Raw genomic sequence first — 19,846 nt, 5'->3', positions numbered from 1 at the left:
AATTACAAGTCTGACAGGAGTAGAATGGCGCTAATAACCTACAAATCTACTCAGGTATTCGTCGTGTCAAATATTACTATTACAGAAACAGCTCAAACTCACTTTGCCAATCTGCTGTCACAGCAGCCTGAAGGTACAAACATTCGTGTGTTCGTGGTAAACCCAGGCACACAAAACGCTGAGTGTGGTGTTTCTTACTGCCCAACAGATGCTATCGAAGCGTCTGATACAAAACTGTCTTTCGAAGCATTCTCTGCATACGTAGATGAGTTAAGCCTGCCATTCCTAGACGAAGCTGAGATTGACTTCGTGACTGACAAAATGGGCTCTCAATTAACGCTTAAAGCACCAAACGCTAAAATGCGTAAAGTATCAGACGACGCAACTTTGATAGAGCGTGTTGAGTATGCAATCCAAACCCAAGTGAACCCACAGCTTGCTGGCCACGGCGGTCACGTTAGCCTTGTAGAGATCACTGAAGACGGTGCTGCTATCGTTGCATTCGGCGGTGGCTGTAACGGTTGTTCAATGGTTGATGTAACGCTAAAAGAAGGCATCGAGAAAGAACTTCTTCAACAATTCGAAGGCGAATTGACAGCCGTTCGTGATGCAACTGAACACGATCGCGGTGAGCACTCTTACTACTAGGCACTTTACAACTAAGTGCTCCTACGACTAAGCACTCTTACAGTCTTAGCCAATAGATAGTTAAAGATTCAATAAAAAGGTTGATGCGCAAGCATCAACCTTTTTTGTGTTTAAAACAGCAGAAGTACTCCTGAACCGTATATTTCCCGTTCAATGCCAATAATGGTGAGGCGTTACCATTTGCAGTAAGGTATTCAAGTGATCGCAATCGGTTCCTGCTCCAATAATTCTAGGATATGAAAGCTAGGATCTAGGAACTCACCGTCATTTCCCCTATATTAGAATGACTTTATAAGAAAGAATTCCAATGAGTTAAGGAGTGAGCGCAATGACAAAAAGGACCAAACCAGAAATTTTGGCTCAACAAACTGTCGCTCAATCAAAACTGTTCTCTATCGAGTCTCTCGATTTGCGCTTTTCAAACGGTGAAGAGCGCACTTACGAACGTATGAAGCCCAGCGGTCGAAACGCAGTAATGATGGTTCCGATTACTGAACAAGGCGATATTCTGTTAGTGCGTGAATACGCTGCGGGCACAGAGCGCTATGAACTCGGCTTCCCAAAAGGTCTAATTGATCTAGGTGAGCAGCCAAATGAAGCCGCCGTTCGTGAACTAAAAGAAGAGATTGGCTTTGGCGCCAACAAGCTTACTCCTCTAAAAGAAGTGATCCTTGCACCCTCTTATTTCTCTAGCAAAATGACGCTGTTTATCGCAGAAGAACTCTATCCAGAGAAGCTAGAAGGCGATGAGCCAGAACCACTAGACATTGTACGTTGGCCACTTGCTCAAGCCGAAGAACTGTTAACGCACCTCGACTTCTGTGAGGCTCGCAGTATTACCGCCCTACTATTAGCCCTTCGCGTATTAAACAATAATTAAAACAGTCAGGATCACTCGAAGAGTAAGAGAATATTTATGCCAATAACAAAAGATTTATCTCACCTCCTGCCCTCTGTCATTGAGATTGCTCGCTCTGCTGGGCAGCTGATCTTAGAGATCTACGAGAAAAAAGATTACGAAGAGTTCACCAAGAGTGATGATACGCCCGTCACTAGTGCTGATCTCGCCGCTCATAAACTGATCTCGAAAAAACTTAGCGAACTGACACCTGATATTCCGGTGTTATCGGAAGAAGCCGCTGATATCAGCCTAGAGCAACGTTCTCAATGGGATCGCTACTGGTTGGTTGACCCGCTGGACGGTACACAGGAGTTCATCGCACGAAGTGGCGATTTCGCGACAATCATTGCCCTAATCGAACACAACAAGCCAGTAATGGGCGTGGTATACGCACCAGTTTCTGGTGTGAGTTATTACGCTTACAGTGGTAAAGGTGCATGGAAAATTCCAGACCTTAATGACAGCGTTAAAATCAAAACGCATCGTCACGAGCTGCCAAACCAATCGATCGCGATGGCAATCAGCCGCCGCCAAGACATCAATCGCATCACTAACCGTATGAGCTCTGCTTGGAACTACGACTTAGTTCCTCTTGGCTCTGCTGCACTTAAAGCATGTTTAGTCGCAGAAGGAGCTGTCGATTGTTATCTGCGCATTGGACCAACCGGAGAGTGGGATACCGCGGCAACCCAGTGCATTGTTGAAGAAGCTGGAGGGCGAATCTTAAGTACCCAGTTAGAGCCGCTCTCTTACAATGAAAGAGAAACGCTAGAAAACCCGAACTTCATTGTGCTTGGTGATGCTGACTTACCATGGGCAGAAATCTTACAAGGTAAAGACTAGGCTTGTTTGCTCTCTTTAACCGTCAGATATCCTCTAGATTCTCAGAACAAATAAAACGGGCACCTCAATGAGGTGCCCGTTTTTTTTATATTTCACGATTTGATCGCCCAACTTACTAACCCTATAAAGACGAGCTCAGAAGTAGATACTCGGCTAAAAACGGCCTTGATAAGTAAACTGGTACTTACCTTGGCTATCAGGATTGCCCAACCACTTAAGCTGACTCTGCATCGCTGGTGGGAATTCAGCGCCCGGCTTAAACCATGCAGCCGAGGTGTAGCTTTGATTTGGCGTTACGCTCGCAGAAAACTCACTATCAACTTGAGCACTCTTCTGATTACCTTTCGCTGAAACAGTGCTGTTTTCACAACTGATGTCAGCAATCACAGGGCCAAAATCTAACGAGCCAACCGGAGAATCAACCGCAGCACCCGACCAAGCCACGGTACCTTCACCCGATTGGCACCAAGGTTGAGCATAAACAGCATGTTTGATAGTCAGTTCAACTTGTCCTGCAATAGACACTGGCACAGGGATAGCAGGCGCATACTTCATCACGTTGCTAGCTGGCATTGATGCCACTAAGTTTTCCGCGTAAGCACCGCTCATGCTATACCCGACAAGCCCTTTACCAGATAAGTTCATGTCGCTGTTACGTCCAAAGCGAACCGCAAGTTCTGCTTTGGCTTGGAATAGTTTAGAGAACTGGAAGTCCCACTGCATTGAGCCGTAATTGACACGCTGCCACGCAATATTGTTAGCGCGACCTTGCCAAACGGTGCCCTCAACGTCTTCAATGCTTAAACCACGTTCAACGGGCGCATGTTTGAGAACAAAAGAAGCCGGCAAGTGCAGCAACAAACTTACCGAGAAAAAAACGATAAAGATGCTGCTAAATAACAAACCATACTTAAAAGATAAACCGCGTTTCACATTAACCTCATTTAAACTGTAGTCGGTTGACGTCAATAACCCCAAGGCTATCAGAGCGATCAATATCCATAAACTCAACCTCAACACCCTGCTTTTCTTTCAGGTATGTCAGCCAATCAACAAATTGATTAAATGGCAAAGGTTTAATCCACACTTGCAGCATCTCGCCACGTGGTTGCACTCGTATTAATTCAATCTTGAAGCGACGCATAGATGCAGGCACGGATTGATTCAAAGGCTGACTAGCACTAATGCCACCATTGCCTTTTAGTTCAACCACTTCATTGGCTTTATTGGTAACCCAAGCCAGTAGTTGTTTTTCACTTTGAATGCGACTCTGTGCCAGTTCAGCTCGCTGACTGAGGGGCTGTATTAGCCCCCAATAAATGATACCTACTACCAATAAAATTGAGCAACCAACGACTAATCGTTGCTCTCTTTGACTTATTGAAGTCCACCACGCTTGGAGTGGTTCAATTATATTTCTCATCACTGATCTCCTTACGCAGTTACTGACGGGGCTTAAGGGTAAAACTGCCAAATACGGCATCGCCATTACGGTTCAATGGCCCTTGTTCAACGGAAAACTTCTCTTCAAGTTTCACTTTAGCCGTCTCAAAATGTTGAAAATCAGCGCTTTTAGCTTGTAATCGAACTTCAGAGCGATTGCCATCATAGCGAATGCTTTCGACTTCGATCGATTTCACTTGTCCTAACGTTTCTGGCAGTAATGCTAACCAACCAAGTAAGGAGTCACCATCACCTGAGCCACCGTATTTCTTAGCTTCATCATTCATCTGACGCTTAAGGTAGCTTACTGTCGGAATTCGTTGTTTACCTGGCAGAACGGCTCTAAAGATACGCTCACTCTCCATGCGATAGGCTTGTGCTTGTGCTTCGTATTGCTGCACCTTCAACACTTGTTGAGTCACAATCACGGCCACCAGCAAGCAAGCAGCGATCGCCACCTTCTGCCATACACGCCAATATTTACTGAAAGAAGATTTGGTTTTAAAGGTGCCCGTCAGTAAATTTACGCCGCTTGTGATCGCTTGTTGGCTCAATAAAGACATCACCAATTCAGCAGGCTTAGCCTGCCACTCGAGACCACTTTGCTGCTGAACGTCGTCGCTCGGCATCGCGGTATAGCTGAAAATTGTCGTCGCTTGATGTTCCTGCAAAGCGACAACCCAGTCACTTTGCAGGAACATCGGTAGCCATGCTTCGCTGATCGATACCGCTTGATAGCGACCTTGGCGCAATAACCAATGCTGGTCGATTTGCAACGCACTGATGCCTTGTTCTTCAACAGGCACGGATAGTGTATCTGGCAGCACCTTACGGAAAATAATATTGGCTTTGAGAAACTGGTCTAAAGCTTGTTTTAACCATTCGCGATCTACACCACACACAGTCGCGTGCGTTGCATCTTTATCTAAAATGGTTAGATGTAAGTCTTCGATATCTTGTGCCACTTCGTCTTCTAACAAAAATGGCAGCATAGAGTCGAACTGGCGAGCAGCACCTTTCGGGATCTCAACACGCTTAATTAAGCATTCATTTCCCGGCAATAAAGCGATACAGCTACGCTTTTCAGCGTAAGGCGTTAACTCATCAAGCTGATCCCAGCTAGACAGCTCACCACTTGCTATCACTTCTTGTTGGCTTGTCGACCAAACCAACCACTGCACTGGGCTTTGTGGTTCGCTACTCAGTCGAACGGTCAGAAACTCGCTCACGGATTCCTCCAAAACGACGGCGTACTACCGTCACTGTTTCTCTATTACTACTATAGAAAAGCGTTCGTATACGTACACGAGACTGCTCAACTAATACCTCTGCATCTAGCTCAAAATAGGCGCTATCTACAGTTAAATATGCTTTCGCTTGTTTGCTGACTTCAGCACTCACACCAACAATAGCAGGCTCAGCCATAAACGCATCCACCGAATCCCAGCCATCAAATGGCCGCTTGTCTACCAGCTGTTTTGCGTCCGATTCACTTAGACCGGGTGCAAACATTGCTTCCAGTAAAGACGCCTGCTTTTCCGAGATGGTATTCACGTTTAATCGGAAATCATCAGTGGGCAAAGCGCAAATAAATGGATGTACCTTTTCCATTGCCTCACCAGAGACCTGATAAACGGCTCGCAGCTCCGATTCATCCGCCATTAAGCCATTCGCCGCCAAATAAGCTGGCTTCATCGCCTCATAAGTGCTGTCTTCTACACCCGTCGAAGAGGTGGCTCGAGTATCAGAGTCCAGAAACTCCCAACTTGAATTTGCGATAACCTCAGCCTGATAAGGCTCCACATCTTGGTTTTCCAGTAAGGTTTGCCAAACCTTCACTAAATAAGGAGCTTGGTTACTTGATGTCGTCGTAATTCCAGCGAGCGCATTAAGATTGAAACAAGCCTGCGCATCAACGATACGCCCTTTAACTTGGCCATAATCCAATGGGTATACCTGCTCTTCTAACGCCCATGGTTGGCTTAGATTAACCGTATCACTATCTTTATAACTTTGCCTAATGCCGTCTTGGACAAGCGCTTCCACACCAATGCTATACCAGTAGGCCTGTTGGTAATTCAATTGATTACCAACACGTTTGAATTGAGTAAACAAACGTTCAGACATACTGCCAGCTATGGTTGCCATGATCGCCAAAAGCATCAGAATAATGATCAGCGCGACACCACGCTGCTTACGCCCCACAGCAGGTCTTGACAGTGCAGGCTTATTAGTTTGATGAATCATTATTCCCCTCATTACTGCCTGAAGAGTCACTGTTTGAAGAATCATCGACCTGATCTAAGGCGCCACTTGGTGTGAGATAAACACGTTCTATCTCACCGTAATCTTTCAGTGTCAGCTTAAGTCTCACTGCTTTAGGCAGTGATTTATCGGTTTGCCACTCTTTGCCCCAGCGGCTTCCGTCATAAAACTCGAACTCCAGGTTCTCAACATCATCAAGCAGAGGAGTAATCACACCTTGTTGGCCGGCAGGTGTATCGGGATAACGCCACCATACACGCTCAAGCGTTTCCTCTTTTATGCGGTAGCCTACCTTCGTGACCTCGCCGCGAGGGAACTGCTGCTGTGGATTGTGCCAACCAAGGCGAGTAAACATGATGCCAACACTGTCGGAATCCAGTAAATACTCTTTCATTAGGATCAGCTTAGATGATGCTTCTTCACCATTGGTACGAAATTGTCGTACCGCCATCTGGCGAAAATCATTATCTAAAATGACTAAACTGCGTTGCAGTTGATTTAAACGAGCACTGCGCTCAATAGAGAGTTCGTTGCTTCGTTGAACCTGATTTACCACCTGATAAGCCGCCATGCTTAACGTGGAAAAGATGGCAATCGAAACCAAAACTTCGATTAAAGTAAAGCCTCTCCCTTTTGAAGATATACCTTGTTTACGAGGCTCTCGCTTATTGGCGGACATGCTCTTGCTTAGCGACTTGCTCTTAGCTAACGACACGATTTTACTTAACCACACGCTCTTAGTTGACCACATGCTTTTAATTGACCACATAGCTGCGCACCGTGACCACTGGAGAAGCTTTCTTACTGGTTGCCACACTCACATCAAACGCCTTTAATAAATTATCGCTGGTATCGATGGGAGTCACCTTCCAGAACCACTCTCTTCCCGCTAACTCTTGCGTGCCCTGCGCTTTTTTAAGCTTCTCAGGATGCAGCATGACTAAGGCCATCTGGTTATCAACAACCATCGCCGCGAAGGTTTTTTCTTCTAGATAACTGAGGGTATTAATGTGTTGGGTGACAGCACGAATCACACTGATCGCAGCCGTAGCAAAGATAGCAAGTGCAACCAACACCTCAAGCAGCGTCATACCACGAGAACGATAAGGAGAACGGTTATTCCTCTTCATCTTCTTCTCCCGGCTCTAGCAGTCGAATCACACCATTATCCAACACTCGAATACGCCAACCATCTTGTATGGTGTCTCCGGTATTTGGATAAAACGACAATACAAATGGCGTCATTTCAGCACTCGACAAGATGTATATCTGAGGTGGCTTGGGCTTTTTTTCCTCTTCAAGATCCGCAAACATATCTTCATCAAACAAGTTTCCGGGAGTGAACAAACGATCATCGTCTTCCCATGCGCCACCACCTAAAGTCAGTGACAACGCGAGTTCTTCCGGTAATTCAGTTGAAGAGGGGATTTTTTCAAATTCGACTTCTTGCCAACCTTCTGACTTAAGAGCCATCAGAAAGTAAGTCGATTTCTTTTCATCGACACGAACGCCAAAATCCAAGCCACTCAAAATAGCCTCTTCATTGAGTAATTGAACTCGTTGATAAAAGCTTTGAGCGTATTTTTTAGCGACATCTTTGCTATTGGTCGGAATAGTCGCTATCACCGCGACCGCCGTTACTGACAGTAGTACCAACACTAAGAGAATCTCAATCAAGGTAAAACCTGGCTGTCTTTGCTTAGTTTTCACCTTGGAGACTCCATCTGTTTACGTCCTACCATCAATAACGTATCAACTAACACGAACCGTTCAATCAACAGGAACTTATCAAGCGACAATAAGCCGAAGCTTATTGGAAATCTTGCATGTTCCAGTTACCGATATCCGCAGCAATACCTTCTCCACCTTCTTGGCCATCAGCGCCAAGTGTAAAGATATCGATAGTGCCGTTATCGCCAGGGCTTAGGTACTGGTACTCATTGCCCCATGGGTCATTAGGTAGACGCTTGATGTAGCCACCGTCACGGTAGTTACGAGGCTCTGGGCTGCTTGGCTTAGAAACCAATCCATCAAGGCCTTGATCCGTTGTTGGGTAGACGCTGTTATCCAGTTTGTACATATCTAGCGCGTTCTCTAGCGCCACAATATCCGTGATGGCTTTCTGTTGATCCGCCTTCTCTTTGTTACCCAAAAGGTTAGGAACAACAAAGCTAGCTAAAACACCAAGGATAACCACAACAACCATCACTTCTAATAGGGTAAAGCCTGACTGTTTTTTCATTCTGTTTTTCATTATTTTCTCCAAATTACAGATAGCGAGTTGAAGGTAATAATGTCCTTCTTCTCGATAATCCAAAAACTAACGTCTGATGAGCAGTACGTTATCCACTCATTAAATTGTTCATTTCAAGCATCGGCATCAGCGTCGCCATCACGATAAACAGCACCAAACCGGCCATCAACGCGATAAGCGCTGGGGTGAAAATGCCTAACGCGATATTAACCGTCGATTCAAAACTTTGGTCTTGGTTATCAGCCGCTCTTGTCAGCATCTGTTCCAACTGACCACTCTGCTCACCACTGGCGATCATATGCAGCATCATCGGGGGAAATAGTTTGGTTTGATCCAATGCTTTACGCAGGCTTGCGCCTTCTCTAACACTGTCTGATGCTTGTAATACTTGTTTTTTCACATGTTGATTCGACATCACATCAACCGCGACCTTCATCCCTTCAAGGATTGGAATCGCACTCGAGGTACAAATTGAGAGTGTCCTTGCAAAACGAGAGGTATTGATCCCTTTCGCTATCTTGCCGATCAGCGGAATATTCAACAATTTTCGATCCCAGCTCATACGAACTCCCGGCTTTTTCAACGCGGTCTTCACAAGAACAATCACACCAATAGTCAACAACAGTAATTGGATACCCCAATTCTGAATAAATTCACTCGAGGCTAATAAAAATTGTGTCGACTGAGGAAGTTCTTGGCCCATCTGAATAATCGGCTCAACGATCTTAGGTACTACGGTGGCGAGCAAGAAGGAGACTATCGTCACCGCAAACACCACCAGTACCACAGGATAGATCATGGCTTGGAGCAGCTTAGAGCGCATCTTCTGACGATTTTCAGCGTAATCGGCTAATCGCTCCAATACCGCGTCTAAATGCCCAGACTTCTCACCCGCCGCAACCATGGCCCTAAAGAGCTCATCGAAGATGTGTGGATAATCAGACAAGCTATCCGCTAGCGAGTAACCTTCTGTCACTTTAGATCGGACAGCCAGTAACATAGTTCGAATACGTGGCTTTTCAGACTGCTCAGCAACCGCTTTCAAGCACTCTTCTAGCGGCATGCCTGATTGAACGAGCGTTGATATCTGACGAGTAATCAAAGCCAAATCAGGCGTACTGATACCACGTTTAAAACTGGTCGATGGCTGAGCACCTTTCGCTATTTTTGCTTTAGCCTCGGTCATCTCAACCGGCATCAAGCCTTGTTCTTTTAAACGTTGGCGAGCCTGACGAGCATTATCTGCTTCAATTGAGCCTTTTTTGCTCTTACCCTTGGCATCCAACGCTTTGTATTCAAATGCCGCCATACTAGACTTCCTTAGTCACTCGCATCACTTCTTCTAAGGACGTTACCCCTTTCAGAACTTTGCTCAAGCCATCATCTCGAATACTTGGGGTTGTGCCACGAATCGCTTTCTCAATTGCCTGTTCGCCAGCTTCACTGTGAATCAGCTCTTGTACCGAATCATCAATCATCAGTAGCTCATGAATACCGGTACGACCTCTATAACCTTTATGGCCACACTCTTCACAACCTTTTGCATGGTAAAGTGTGAGGCTCTCTTTCTTCTTCATACCAAACAGCTTTTTCTGTTCTTTATCGGCTTCGTAAGGTTCTTTACAGTCGTTACACAGAGTACGGACCAAGCGCTGAGCCAAAACACCCAGCAGAGAAGAAGAGATCAAGAAGGGTTCAATGCCCATATCACGCAGACGCGTGATCGCCCCGATTGCCGTATTGGTGTGAAGAGTCGACATGACTAAGTGACCCGTCAAAGAGGCTTGAACAGCGATCTCAGCAGTCTCTAAATCACGGATCTCACCAATCATCACTACATCGGGATCTTGACGAAGAATGGCACGCAAACCACGCGCAAAGGTCATATCAACCTTAGGGTTTACCTGTGTTTGTCCAATACCATCAATATCAAATTCGATTGGGTCTTCAACGGTAAGGATGTTGCGTTCGTTACTGTTAAGTTCTTGTAGGCCAGCGTACAAGGTCGTTGATTTACCAGAACCCGTAGGACCGGTAACCAAGATAATACCGTGTGGGCGCTGAATAAGTTTACGGAAGTTCTCGTGGTTCTCTGCCGTCATACCCAAACTGTGTAAATCTAGGCGAGTGGCGTTTTTGTCCAACAGACGCATTACTACACGCTCACCATGCGAAGAAGGCATGGTAGAAACACGCACGTCGACCGCTCGGCCGCCGATACGTAGAGAAATACGACCGTCTTGTGGCACGCGTTTTTCCGCAATATCCAGCTTAGCCATAACCTTGACACGCGAAACCAACAGCGGAGCCAATTTACGGCTTGGTGCTAACACATCACGCAGCACACCATCAATACGGAAACGGATCGACAATGACTTTTCGAAGGTTTCGATATGAATATCCGAAGCACCTTCTTTAATCGCCTCACCCAACATCGCATTAATTAACTTGATGATCGGTGCGTCGTCTTCTGATTCAAGCAAGTCTTCGTCTTGTGGCAACTCTTCCGCTAACGAGAAGAAGTCGTCATTGTCAGCACCAATATCTTCCATTAACTGTCGAGCTTCCGACGAGTCACGCTGGTACGCGTCCGTCAGTTTTTTATCAAATTCGTCTGCGCCGATCGCTTGTGGCATGAAGCCATTTTTCACAACACGGCTCACTTCAATGATCGCCGCCGATTTCAGAGGTTCAACATAATAAAGTACCGGCGTGCGCTCTGGGTGCTGATATTCCAACACCATCTTGTAGCGATTCGCAAAGCTAAACGGCAAGCGCTGATAAGTACGTGCCGCCCCTACCAATTCAGCCATTATTCTACTTCCATTTGATCGATGAAGGCTTGGATTTCAGCAGGATGATTCATGCTATCGCCAAACTTAGGAAGTACTGGAATATTATCGTTATCCATCAGTTTCAAGCCTTGCTCAGCCTTGTACAGCTGCTCTGCACGGATAAAGTTGTATTTGCGCTGTGTGATACCATCTGCAGTCATGCCATCACGAATAATGGTTGGCTTGATGAATACCATTAGGTTCTTTTTCTCAACCTGAGTACTGGTTGATTTGAATAGGTGTCCAAGAACAGGAATATCACCCAAGAACGGCACCTTAGATTCACTCTCCAGTGCACGCTCATCAATCAAGCCACCCAACACCAGCATTTGACCATCTTGAACAATCACTGACGTGTTAAGTTGACGCTTAGCAAAACGAACATCTACTGCCCCGTTTGCCCCTAATACGTTCGATACTTCTTGTTCTATTTGTAGCTGTACCGAGTCACCTTCATTGATCTGCGGCACCACTTTCAACTTGATACCCACTTCTTTACGCTCAACCGTTTGGAATGGATTATCGTTACTTGAACCTGCTGTAGAACCGGTTAGAACGGGCACCTCTTCACCAACGATAAAGGACGCTTCGCCGTTATCCATTACCGTAATACTTGGAGAAGACAGAATGTTTGAGTTTGAATCGGTTGCTACCGCACTGATCAAGGCAGTCCAGTCGCCCATAACCACACTCATTGCAGCACCATTAACGCCAGAAAGAGCAGATGCTAACGTTGAATAGTCACCCTTTTCTGTCGTGGTTTCATTACGTAGGAAATTATTATCCTTATCGTAAACCGCTTTGGTTGTTGTCGAGTCTTTTGCTTCTTCTAGCCCCACCATCACACCGCCAATCGATGCACCTGTATTGCTATATTGAATCATGGCACCCGTTTCTAGGTTGCCCCACTGCACACCCAGGTTAACGCCGTCACCTTCTGCCATTTCAACAATTAAGGCTTCAATCAACACTTGAGCACGACGGATATCGAGTTGAGCGATCACGTCTTGCAGCGCGTTCATGATGTCTGGCTGTGCGGTAATCACCAACGAGTTCGTATCACTATGAGCCGAAATCATCACTTGGTTTCGCTGCGATGAACTGCCTTTGGTTGATGTTTGTTTCTCTGACTGCAGGTTGTCTGATACGCCTTTCAGCACATCGACTAAATCTTCTGCTTTTGCGTATTTAAGGTAGATAACTTGGTTATTGCCCTTAGTCGCCATTTCCACATCAAGCTGTTCAATCAACTTTCTTAAACGACTACGTACTTTAGGGTCCCCTGAGATAAGAATTGCATTGGTACGCTCATCGGCAACTAATTTAGGCTGTAGGAAGGCTGGCGTATTTTTCGCATCCGTAGTTTTGCTTAATGCATCTACAATACGCACCATCTCCGCTGCTGAAGCATTTTTTAGTTCAACGACTTCAATCTCTTTATCACCCGCTTGGTCTACACGCTTGATGATTTCAGCTAAACGGTTTACAACCGCCGCTCGGCCGGTAATCAAAATAATATTTGCAGGATCGTAGTGCACCACGTTACCCGCGCCCGCGTTGTCATTCAGTTGACGAAGCAGAGGAGATAGCTCACGAACCGAGACATTACGAACCGTCACAACACGAGTTACAACGCTATCGCCTGTGATCGAATCACGGTCGCCAACAACTGGGATTGCCGAGGTTTTAGAATCTTTCGCTTTGATGATCTTAAGAACACCCGAGTCCATTTCAACGACTGCGTAGCCGTACACTTCCAATACGTTTAAGAAGAAGCTGTAATATTGCTCTTCATTAAGTACGTCATAGCTGCGCACATCGATTTTTCCGCGCACCGATGGATCGACGATGATCGTCTTCTCTAGGTTACGACCAACAATATTAATAAACTCTTGAATATCAGTGCCTTTAAAACTAGCACTAAAATCACTCGCGATGGCGGCGGGTGTGCAGATTAAGCTTCCTGCCAATAACCATGCACTTTTCTTAAACCAATGCTTCACGTACTTCTCCTACACTTTCGTCTTCGTTAGACGCAAGGTTTTAAAATTCAATAAACACTTCATGTTGTTGACCATCTCTCTCGACGACGAGGTTTAGCTCTGTTAGCTCAGAGATAGAACGAAATATATTGCCCATAGCAGCTGGGTCTGTCAGGTCTTGCCCATTTAATTGAGTAGCAACATCTCCATTTTGGAGCCCTACTGAGTTAAAAAGTTCTGAGTCTTTGCCCGGGCTCACTCGATAACCAATCACTTTATCGTCACGCTTCACCTGGGACAGTCGAACATATTGGAAGATTTGTTGCGGATCTTTCATTATCTTCGCTTTAATTTCATCCAACTTCTCTTCTGCTGAAGTGGGATTATTACCACGAACCGAAGAAGAAGCGCGAGGTGGTGCTGGTGCTGAGACAGCTAAACGTTTGTACTCAATACCTTCAAGCATCAAGGTTTCGTCTCGACCTGAGTTATCAATAATCACACGGTCGACTAATACGGCTTTAAGCTTAGCTCTAGTGCCTTCTATCTCTTCATTAATTCCGTATGTCGCCTGCGTACCGCGATTAGCAATGACCGCTAAGCTCCGTTTTGGATTAGAACTGGCGACTGCACCTACCAAAACTAAGTTCAATCGTGTCTTTGGCGCATCTTGGATAACTTGCTGCTCAACCACAACAGGCGTGGTTGGGTTATAGGCACCAAAAAGGTTGCTCCGCTGCAAAGAAGAAATATCCAGGGTCGATTGAGGAGTAGAAGACGATGAAGCTGTTGCTTTCCAAGGCACGACGTTTTGCTCAGCAGGTTCAATAAACCATGCAAGCTGTCCTAAAATCCATGCGGAAGCTGCAATCAACATACAACACATCGCTAGGCTTAGTTTCTGCTGAAGTACAAATCCATTTTCTAATAAGCGGCTCAACACAGGAGAATTTCCTGCGCGATTCTTGAGCTCTAAAAAGTTCACTTTCCTTGCCCCTTTTCATGACGACAAATGCTGCAAATCATTAAACTTTCAGCTTTTTTATTCATTCGTTCGATACCAAGCTTATTTAAGCATAAGATCCTGAACTATATCATAGCAAATCTATAAAGCGGCATTACATGGCTATTTTGTATTATGACTTGAAAAAAATGCCAACCGCCTCCACTTTAAGCTTCTACTTAATGTAATTAAAAGCATGTTGCGCACTGTTCATTACAGTTAAACCGCATTCATTTCTCACTTAATAAGGCACAGCCCTATATGAAAACTACTAATGAAGCTGTCAGACTCGATAAATGGTTGTGGGCAGCTCGTTTTTACAAAACCCGGTCTATTGCTCGCAATATGGTCGATGGTGGCAAAGTCCACTATAATGGTCAGCGCAGCAAGCCAAGTAAAATTGTCGAACTTGGAGCAGTGATTACCCTGCGCCAAGGTAATGAAGAAAAGACGGTGACAATCGAGAAAATCTCGGCTCATCGTGGTGGAGCTCCTATAGCTCAAACCCTCTATGAAGAAACCACCGAGAGCTTGGCAAAGAGAGAAGAGTTTGCAACACAACGTAAACTGAATGCTCATAGCCCAGCACCAGAACGTCGCCCAGATAAAAAGCAACGTCGTGACATCATCAAGTTCAAGACTCAATAAGCTAGAAGGAATAGCCAAATGGCCAACCCAATGTCTACAAGTAATGTTTTAAATCGCTACCTATTTGAAGACCTATCAGTTCGTGGTGAATTGGTACAGATGGACGAAGCGTACCAACAGATTATTTCTAGCAAGGAATACCCAGCGCCAGTACAAAAGCTGTTGGGTGAGCTACTGGTTTCAACGACGCTACTCACGGCGACTCTAAAGTTTGAAGGCTCTATCACGATGCAACTGCAAGGTGATGGCCCTGTATCTCTAGCTGTTATCAATGGCGATAACGATCAGAAGATCCGTGGCGTTGCTCGCTTTGATGGTGACATTGCCGACGACGCTGGCCTGCACGATCTAATAGGTAAAGGTCACCTAGTGATCACTATCGATCCTAAGAAAGGTGAGCGTTACCAAGGTATCGTTGGTCTTGAAGGTGACACTCTAGCTGAAGTCCTTGAAGGTTACTTCGCAAACTCTGAACAGCTAAAGACACGTCTATGGTTGCGCACGGGCGAGCATGAAGGCAAAGCACACGCTGCGGGTATGTTGCTACAAGTGATGCCAGACGGCACCGGTACACCAGATGACTTCGAGCACCTAGAGCAGCTAACTGACACAGTTAAAAATGAAGAGCTATTCACTCTAGAAGCAAACGAACTGCTTTACCGTTTGTACAACCAAGAGAAAGTACAGCTGTTCACACCACAACCGGTTGAATTCTTCTGTGGTTGTTCACGTGATCGAAGCGGTGCCGCTATCATTACTGTCGCTCAAGAAGAGATCTACGACATTCTTAGCACTGAAGGCAGCGTTGCTCTACACTGCGATTACTGTGGCACAAACTACTCGTTCGACAAGAATGATGTTGATGCTCTGTATGCCGAAGCAGCAGATAAAGGCAGCAATACGGTTCATTAATTTACGGCGTACCAAAAACACGTAATTTACCCCAAAAAGGTCAGCACTACGCTGGCCTTTTTTGTGATCAAAATATCGCAAACTCCGTAACATCTCGTAATAAAATCACCTCTTAATTTTAATCAATTAATAATGTTCTCTCCTCTAGCGCAAAGGTTTGCGTACAGGATAGACTAGTCAGGCCAATATGTGATGAGGCGCTTAAAACCCCATGGTTAACATGGATATTTTTTGAGCTATATCCCTGTTTCCCCCGAGCCTCGTTGCTAGCATGGTGAGCAGATAACAATAAAAAATTTATACAAAATCCCTACAAAATATCCTACAAGGAGCACCTATGACCGTTATGGAACATACTAAGGCTGCACAAATTGATCTAACTAAGCACGGACTGACTGGCGTTACTGAAGTTCTTCGTAATCCTAGCTACGAGCAGTTATTCGTTGAAGAAACACTGCCAGGTTTGGAAGGCTACGAAAAAGGCGTAGTAACGGAACTAGGCTCTGTTGCGGTTGACACTGGTATCTTTACTGGACGCTCACCTAAAGATAAATACATTGTTAAAGACGACACCACGCGCGATACCATGTGGTGGTCAGATCAAGGCAAAAATGACAACAAACCGATTACAACTAAAGTATGGAGTGAGCTGAAAGAGCTTGTGACAACTCAGCTATCTGGCAAGCGTCTGTTTGTCATCGACGGTTATTGTGGTGCTAACCCAGATACGCGTTTAAGTGTGCGTATTATCACTGAAGTAGCGTGGCAAGCACACTTCGTTAAGAACATGTTCATTCGTCCAACTGACGAAGAGCTAGCAACGTTCGAACCTGATTTCGTGGTAATGAACGGTGCTAAAACAACTAACCCTAACTGGGAAAAGCAGGGTCTAAACTCTGAAAACTTCGTTGCTTTCAACCTAACAGAGCGCGTTCAAATCATCGGTGGTACTTGGTACGGTGGTGAGATGAAGAAAGGCATGTTCGCAATGATGAACTACCTGCTTCCTCTGCAAGGCATTGCTTCAATGCACTGTAGTGCTAACGTTGGTGAAGAAGGCGATGTAGCGATATTCTTCGGCCTATCTGGTACAGGTAAAACGACCCTATCAACCGATCCTAAGCGTGAGCTAATCGGTGATGATGAGCACGGTTGGGACGACGATGGCATCTTCAACTTCGAAGGTGGTTGTTATGCGAAGACGATTCGTCTATCTAAAGAAGCAGAACCAGAAATCTACAATGCAATCCGTCGCGATGCACTGCTAGAAAACGTAACGGTCCGTAGCGATGGTTCTATCGATTTCGATGACGGTTCAAAAACAGAGAACACTCGTGTTTCTTACCCGATTCACCACATCGACAACATTGTTAAGCCAGTATCAAAAGCAGGTCACGCTCAAAAAGTTATCTTCCTAACTGCTGATGCATTTGGTGTGTTACCACCAGTATCTAAGCTGACTCCGGAGCAAACGAAGTATCACTTCCTATCTGGCTTCACTGCGAAACTAGCAGGTACAGAGCGTGGTATTACTGAGCCAACACCAACGTTCTCTGCGGCATTTGGTGCGGCATTCCTAACTCTTCACCCAACTCAGTACGCTGAAGTGCTTGTAAAGCGTATGGAAGCAGCTGGCGCTGAAGCTTACCTTGTGAACACTGGTTGGAATGGCACTGGAAAACGTATCTCAATTCAAGATACTCGCGGCATCATCGACGCTATCTTAGATGGCTCAATCGACAACGCTGAGACTAAGGTTATCCCTATGTTTAACCTAGAAGTGCCTCTAGCGTTGCACGATGTTGACCCTGCGATCCTTGACCCACGCGACACGTACACTGACCCACTACAATGGGAAAGCAAAGCGAAAGATCTAGCAGAGCGCTTCATCAACAACTTTGATAAGTACACTGACAACGCTGAAGGTAAATCACTGGTTGCGGCAGGTCCTCAACTGGACTAACACAATCATCTGCTCGGGCTTAGCCAAAAGCGAACGCCCAATTTAAAGTGATATTTTTGTAGCAAGCCCCTCTTTTGAGGGGCTTTTTTGTTGCTGCTTGTCCCTTTTTGTTCCACTCTGTTTTGAGACGATTGAAATTTAAGGCTTTCAGGGAATGAAAAAGGTATTCATGGTGTTCGGCATTGCGTTGGCTATCGCCGTTGCAACTATCGTAGCATTGCTATTAAGCCTGCAAACTCAATACCGTGCGGATGTTACTAACTTTTTTATCAAACATGCGATTGAACAACGTGTGCTCATTGAAGATGTTAAGTACCAGGCGCCTTATCACATCACCTTAATGGGCATTACCCAAAGCCAACCTGAAAAACAAACACCGCTGTATATCGACAAGATTGACCTTTGGTTCAGCTCCAGCTCGATTACGGAGGCCAAACTGGTCTTTGAATCCGTTTTGATCAGTGGCCTACAGTTAGAAGCCAACGACCTAGAAACACTCACCTCTTTATTTACCCAGCCAAGCATTAAGATCCACCAGCTGGCCATCAACAATCTCGACTTTTCAACCCCAGACTTTAACGCGCGAGGCACCGACTTTCAGATATCCGAACCAACATGGGATGACAACATCGCATTACTGCCCTATGGCAAAATCCAGCTCTCAGCCTCACAGCTGTATTGGCAAGGCGAAGCGTTCGATAACCTGTTGATTGACCTAGATCTTAAGCCGAGTGATAGCACCCTTTATGGCGCTTCGTTTGACTGGCGTGGTGCCAAAATTTCTGGTCAAGCAGAGCAGTATCAGCAAGGTTGGTCGTTGGTGAATGTGACCGTCGATGGCTTACGACTCAATCAGAAACAGACCCAAAGCCTACTAAGCAAAGAGTGGGATGTAGCAGGTATTCAGATCAATCACATCAATAGCTTAGATATTCTGCGTAGCGATGTAGAGTGGCAAGACGGCCACTTCGCAGCTTTTGATGCCTCACTAGAAAATATCCAACTGCCTTTTGAGCTGTGGAAGCAACAGAAAGCTATTTTCTCTCTGCAAGCCGAGGGAGTGAGCATTGATGATGACATGTTCATAGAGCCAAGTATCAAGCTCAATTTAGATCCGAACCAGATTCTGATTGAAGACCTCTATACTCAATTCCTACAAGGCACTGTTCAACTTAATGGCACAGTAACCCCTAACAGCATTGAATTAGCACAGCTCGACCTGCAAGGTATAAAGTGGCTTACGGAAAGCCAAGATAGCCCTCTACCCGCCACTCGCTTGATACCTTGGCTCACGCAGCTCCAGAGCGTCGAGATTAGCCGACTTAACATAGAACGCAGCCAACTTATCCAACTCGCACAAAAGCCTTACTGGCAGGTCTCAGGATTACATATCGAGGGGTATCAAGTTCAACTTCTACAGGATAGAAAGCTAGGTCTTTGGCAAGGAAAGCTGATGGCCAGCGCGAATGATGCCAGCTACCAAAACATTATTAGTGCTCAACCTGTGGTTGAAATGAATAGCGAGCAAGGAAAATGGACGCTGACACGCCTGTTTGTCCCACTAAAGCACGGCTATATTGAAGCCAACGCAACACTCGACTTCAACCAAATCAGTAAGCCATGGAACTTAGATATCTCTGCCGATGGATTACCGATAGCACCCATGTTACAGCAACTTGAACTACCACTCGACGCAACCGGTTATGCCGAGTTTGAACTTCAAGCTGCGGGTTTATACGGCGATTCATTAATGCTCGGCTATTCCACAACAGGTCAACTCACTGGTAGCGTTCGCCAAGGTGTGATGACCTTTAATAATAAGCTTTCTGAAACATCGACTGATAACGTGTTTGAAATCCCAGAGCTCAATGCGAATTTTGACCGTGGACGCTTCACACTCGAACCAGTAGACATTATTGGTGCGTCGGCAGCAGAGCAAGGCGAACAAAGGATTCAAACGTTAAATGGCGAATTGTCTGGAGAGCTCGACTTGCTAAAAGCAGAGCAACACTCTCTCTCGATCACACTATCGGACCAATGCCATCAAATCTCAGGAAAGCTCACCCAAGCTGAGTATTCCGAGATTAACGACTGCCAACAAAAAAGCGCCACTCCACAAGAGTAGCGCCTTCTATCTGTATCTTTATCTG

Annotated in this window: 19 protein-coding genes; 7 read left to right on the top strand and 12 right to left on the bottom strand. The window is 45.6% G+C overall.

All coding sequences use genetic code 11. The features are described from left to right. The first annotated feature begins 63 nt into the window (after nucleotides 1-63). From nfuA to cysQ, 3 genes are all read left to right on the top strand, one after another. Nucleotides 64-648 (top strand): Fe-S biogenesis protein NfuA, encoded by a 585-nt coding sequence (gene nfuA, locus Q5H80_RS00580; protein WP_304566300.1) that lies wholly within the window; start codon nucleotides 64-66, stop codon nucleotides 646-648. Nucleotides 649-976: 328 nt separating this feature from the next. Beyond that, a complete protein-coding gene (gene nudE / locus Q5H80_RS00575; RefSeq protein ID WP_304566298.1) occupies nucleotides 977-1,528 on the top strand; it encodes an ADP compounds hydrolase NudE in 552 nt (183 codons plus the stop codon). A 36-nt stretch (nucleotides 1,529-1,564) separates the two neighbouring features. Beyond that, nucleotides 1,565-2,392 (top strand): 3'(2'),5'-bisphosphate nucleotidase CysQ, encoded by an 828-nt coding sequence (gene cysQ / locus Q5H80_RS00570; protein WP_009848015.1) that lies wholly within the window; start codon nucleotides 1,565-1,567, stop codon nucleotides 2,390-2,392. Between the two features lie 153 nt (nucleotides 2,393-2,545). On the opposite strand, the gene Q5H80_RS00565 is transcribed toward cysQ, so the two are convergent. From Q5H80_RS00565 to gspC, 12 genes are all read right to left on the bottom strand, one after another. Next, nucleotides 2,546-3,325, bottom strand: coding sequence for a type II secretion system protein N (locus Q5H80_RS00565; protein ID WP_304566294.1), 780 nt, complete (start codon nucleotides 3,323-3,325; stop codon nucleotides 2,546-2,548). Between the two features lie 7 nt (nucleotides 3,326-3,332). Then, entirely contained in the window at nucleotides 3,333-3,815 is a 483-nt protein-coding gene (locus Q5H80_RS00560) for a type II secretion system protein M (protein ID WP_304566293.1), read from the bottom strand. Between the two features lie 19 nt (nucleotides 3,816-3,834). Then, nucleotides 3,835-5,064: a type II secretion system protein GspL gene (gene gspL, locus Q5H80_RS00555; protein WP_304566291.1), complete on the bottom strand. Its 1,230-nt coding sequence runs from the start codon at nucleotides 5,062-5,064 to the stop codon at nucleotides 3,835-3,837. Next, nucleotides 5,033-6,082: a type II secretion system minor pseudopilin GspK gene (gene gspK / locus Q5H80_RS00550; protein WP_304566290.1), complete on the bottom strand. Its 1,050-nt coding sequence runs from the start codon at nucleotides 6,080-6,082 to the stop codon at nucleotides 5,033-5,035. Before gspK ends, gspL begins: the two co-directional genes overlap by 32 nt. Next, complete coding sequence (gene gspJ / locus Q5H80_RS00545; RefSeq protein WP_304566289.1) at nucleotides 6,066-6,869, bottom strand: type II secretion system minor pseudopilin GspJ; 804 nt, start codon at nucleotides 6,867-6,869, stop codon at nucleotides 6,066-6,068. The genes gspK and gspJ overlap by 17 nt, the downstream gene beginning before the upstream one ends. After that, a complete protein-coding gene (gene gspI / locus Q5H80_RS00540; RefSeq protein WP_304566288.1) occupies nucleotides 6,856-7,230 on the bottom strand; it encodes a type II secretion system minor pseudopilin GspI in 375 nt (124 codons plus the stop codon). The genes gspJ and gspI overlap by 14 nt, the downstream gene beginning before the upstream one ends. Continuing rightward, the gene (gspH, locus tag Q5H80_RS00535; protein WP_304566286.1) at nucleotides 7,217-7,810 is read right to left on the bottom strand and encodes a type II secretion system minor pseudopilin GspH; all 594 of its coding nucleotides are present in this window, start codon (nucleotides 7,808-7,810) and stop codon (nucleotides 7,217-7,219) included. Before gspH ends, gspI begins: the two co-directional genes overlap by 14 nt. Nucleotides 7,811-7,910: 100 nt before the next feature. Next, nucleotides 7,911-8,354: a type II secretion system major pseudopilin GspG gene (gspG, locus tag Q5H80_RS00530; protein ID WP_304566284.1), complete on the bottom strand. Its 444-nt coding sequence runs from the start codon at nucleotides 8,352-8,354 to the stop codon at nucleotides 7,911-7,913. An 88-nt stretch (nucleotides 8,355-8,442) separates the two neighbouring features. Then, nucleotides 8,443-9,663 carry a type II secretion system inner membrane protein GspF gene (gene gspF / locus Q5H80_RS00525; RefSeq protein WP_304566283.1) on the bottom strand — a complete coding sequence of 407 codons (1,221 nt, stop codon included), beginning with the start codon at nucleotides 9,661-9,663 and terminating at the stop codon, nucleotides 8,443-8,445. Nucleotide 9,664: 1 nt separating this feature from the next. Then, on the bottom strand, nucleotides 9,665-11,167 hold the full coding sequence (gspE, locus tag Q5H80_RS00520) for a type II secretion system ATPase GspE (RefSeq protein ID WP_304566282.1): 1,503 nt from the start codon (nucleotides 11,165-11,167) through the stop codon (nucleotides 9,665-9,667). Then, a complete protein-coding gene (gspD, locus tag Q5H80_RS00515; RefSeq protein WP_304566281.1) occupies nucleotides 11,167-13,191 on the bottom strand; it encodes a type II secretion system secretin GspD in 2,025 nt (674 codons plus the stop codon). The genes gspE and gspD overlap by 1 nt, the downstream gene beginning before the upstream one ends. Nucleotides 13,192-13,231: 40 nt before the next feature. Continuing rightward, complete coding sequence (gspC, locus tag Q5H80_RS00510) at nucleotides 13,232-14,155, bottom strand: type II secretion system protein GspC (RefSeq protein ID WP_304566280.1); 924 nt, start codon at nucleotides 14,153-14,155, stop codon at nucleotides 13,232-13,234. Between the two features lie 279 nt (nucleotides 14,156-14,434). Between gspC and hslR the strand changes: the two genes are divergently transcribed. From hslR to Q5H80_RS00490, 4 genes are all read left to right on the top strand, one after another. Beyond that, the gene (hslR, locus tag Q5H80_RS00505) at nucleotides 14,435-14,821 is read left to right on the top strand and encodes a ribosome-associated heat shock protein Hsp15 (RefSeq protein WP_012603005.1); all 387 of its coding nucleotides are present in this window, start codon (nucleotides 14,435-14,437) and stop codon (nucleotides 14,819-14,821) included. An 18-nt stretch (nucleotides 14,822-14,839) separates the two neighbouring features. Continuing rightward, on the top strand, nucleotides 14,840-15,733 hold the full coding sequence (gene hslO / locus Q5H80_RS00500; RefSeq protein WP_009848029.1) for an Hsp33 family molecular chaperone HslO: 894 nt from the start codon (nucleotides 14,840-14,842) through the stop codon (nucleotides 15,731-15,733). Nucleotides 15,734-16,070: 337 nt separating this feature from the next. Then, on the top strand, nucleotides 16,071-17,696 hold the full coding sequence (gene pckA / locus Q5H80_RS00495) for a phosphoenolpyruvate carboxykinase (ATP) (RefSeq protein ID WP_304566279.1): 1,626 nt from the start codon (nucleotides 16,071-16,073) through the stop codon (nucleotides 17,694-17,696). Nucleotides 17,697-17,850: 154 nt separating this feature from the next. After that, the gene (locus Q5H80_RS00490) at nucleotides 17,851-19,821 is read left to right on the top strand and encodes an AsmA family protein (protein ID WP_304566277.1); all 1,971 of its coding nucleotides are present in this window, start codon (nucleotides 17,851-17,853) and stop codon (nucleotides 19,819-19,821) included. The last annotated feature ends 25 nt before the right edge of the window (nucleotides 19,822-19,846 follow it).

The organism is Vibrio sp. SNU_ST1, assembly GCF_030563405.1.
Classification (GTDB): domain Bacteria; phylum Pseudomonadota; class Gammaproteobacteria; order Enterobacterales; family Vibrionaceae; genus Vibrio.
Note: the sequence above shows the minus strand (reverse complement) of the source record. Positions and strands in the feature narration are given on the sequence as shown.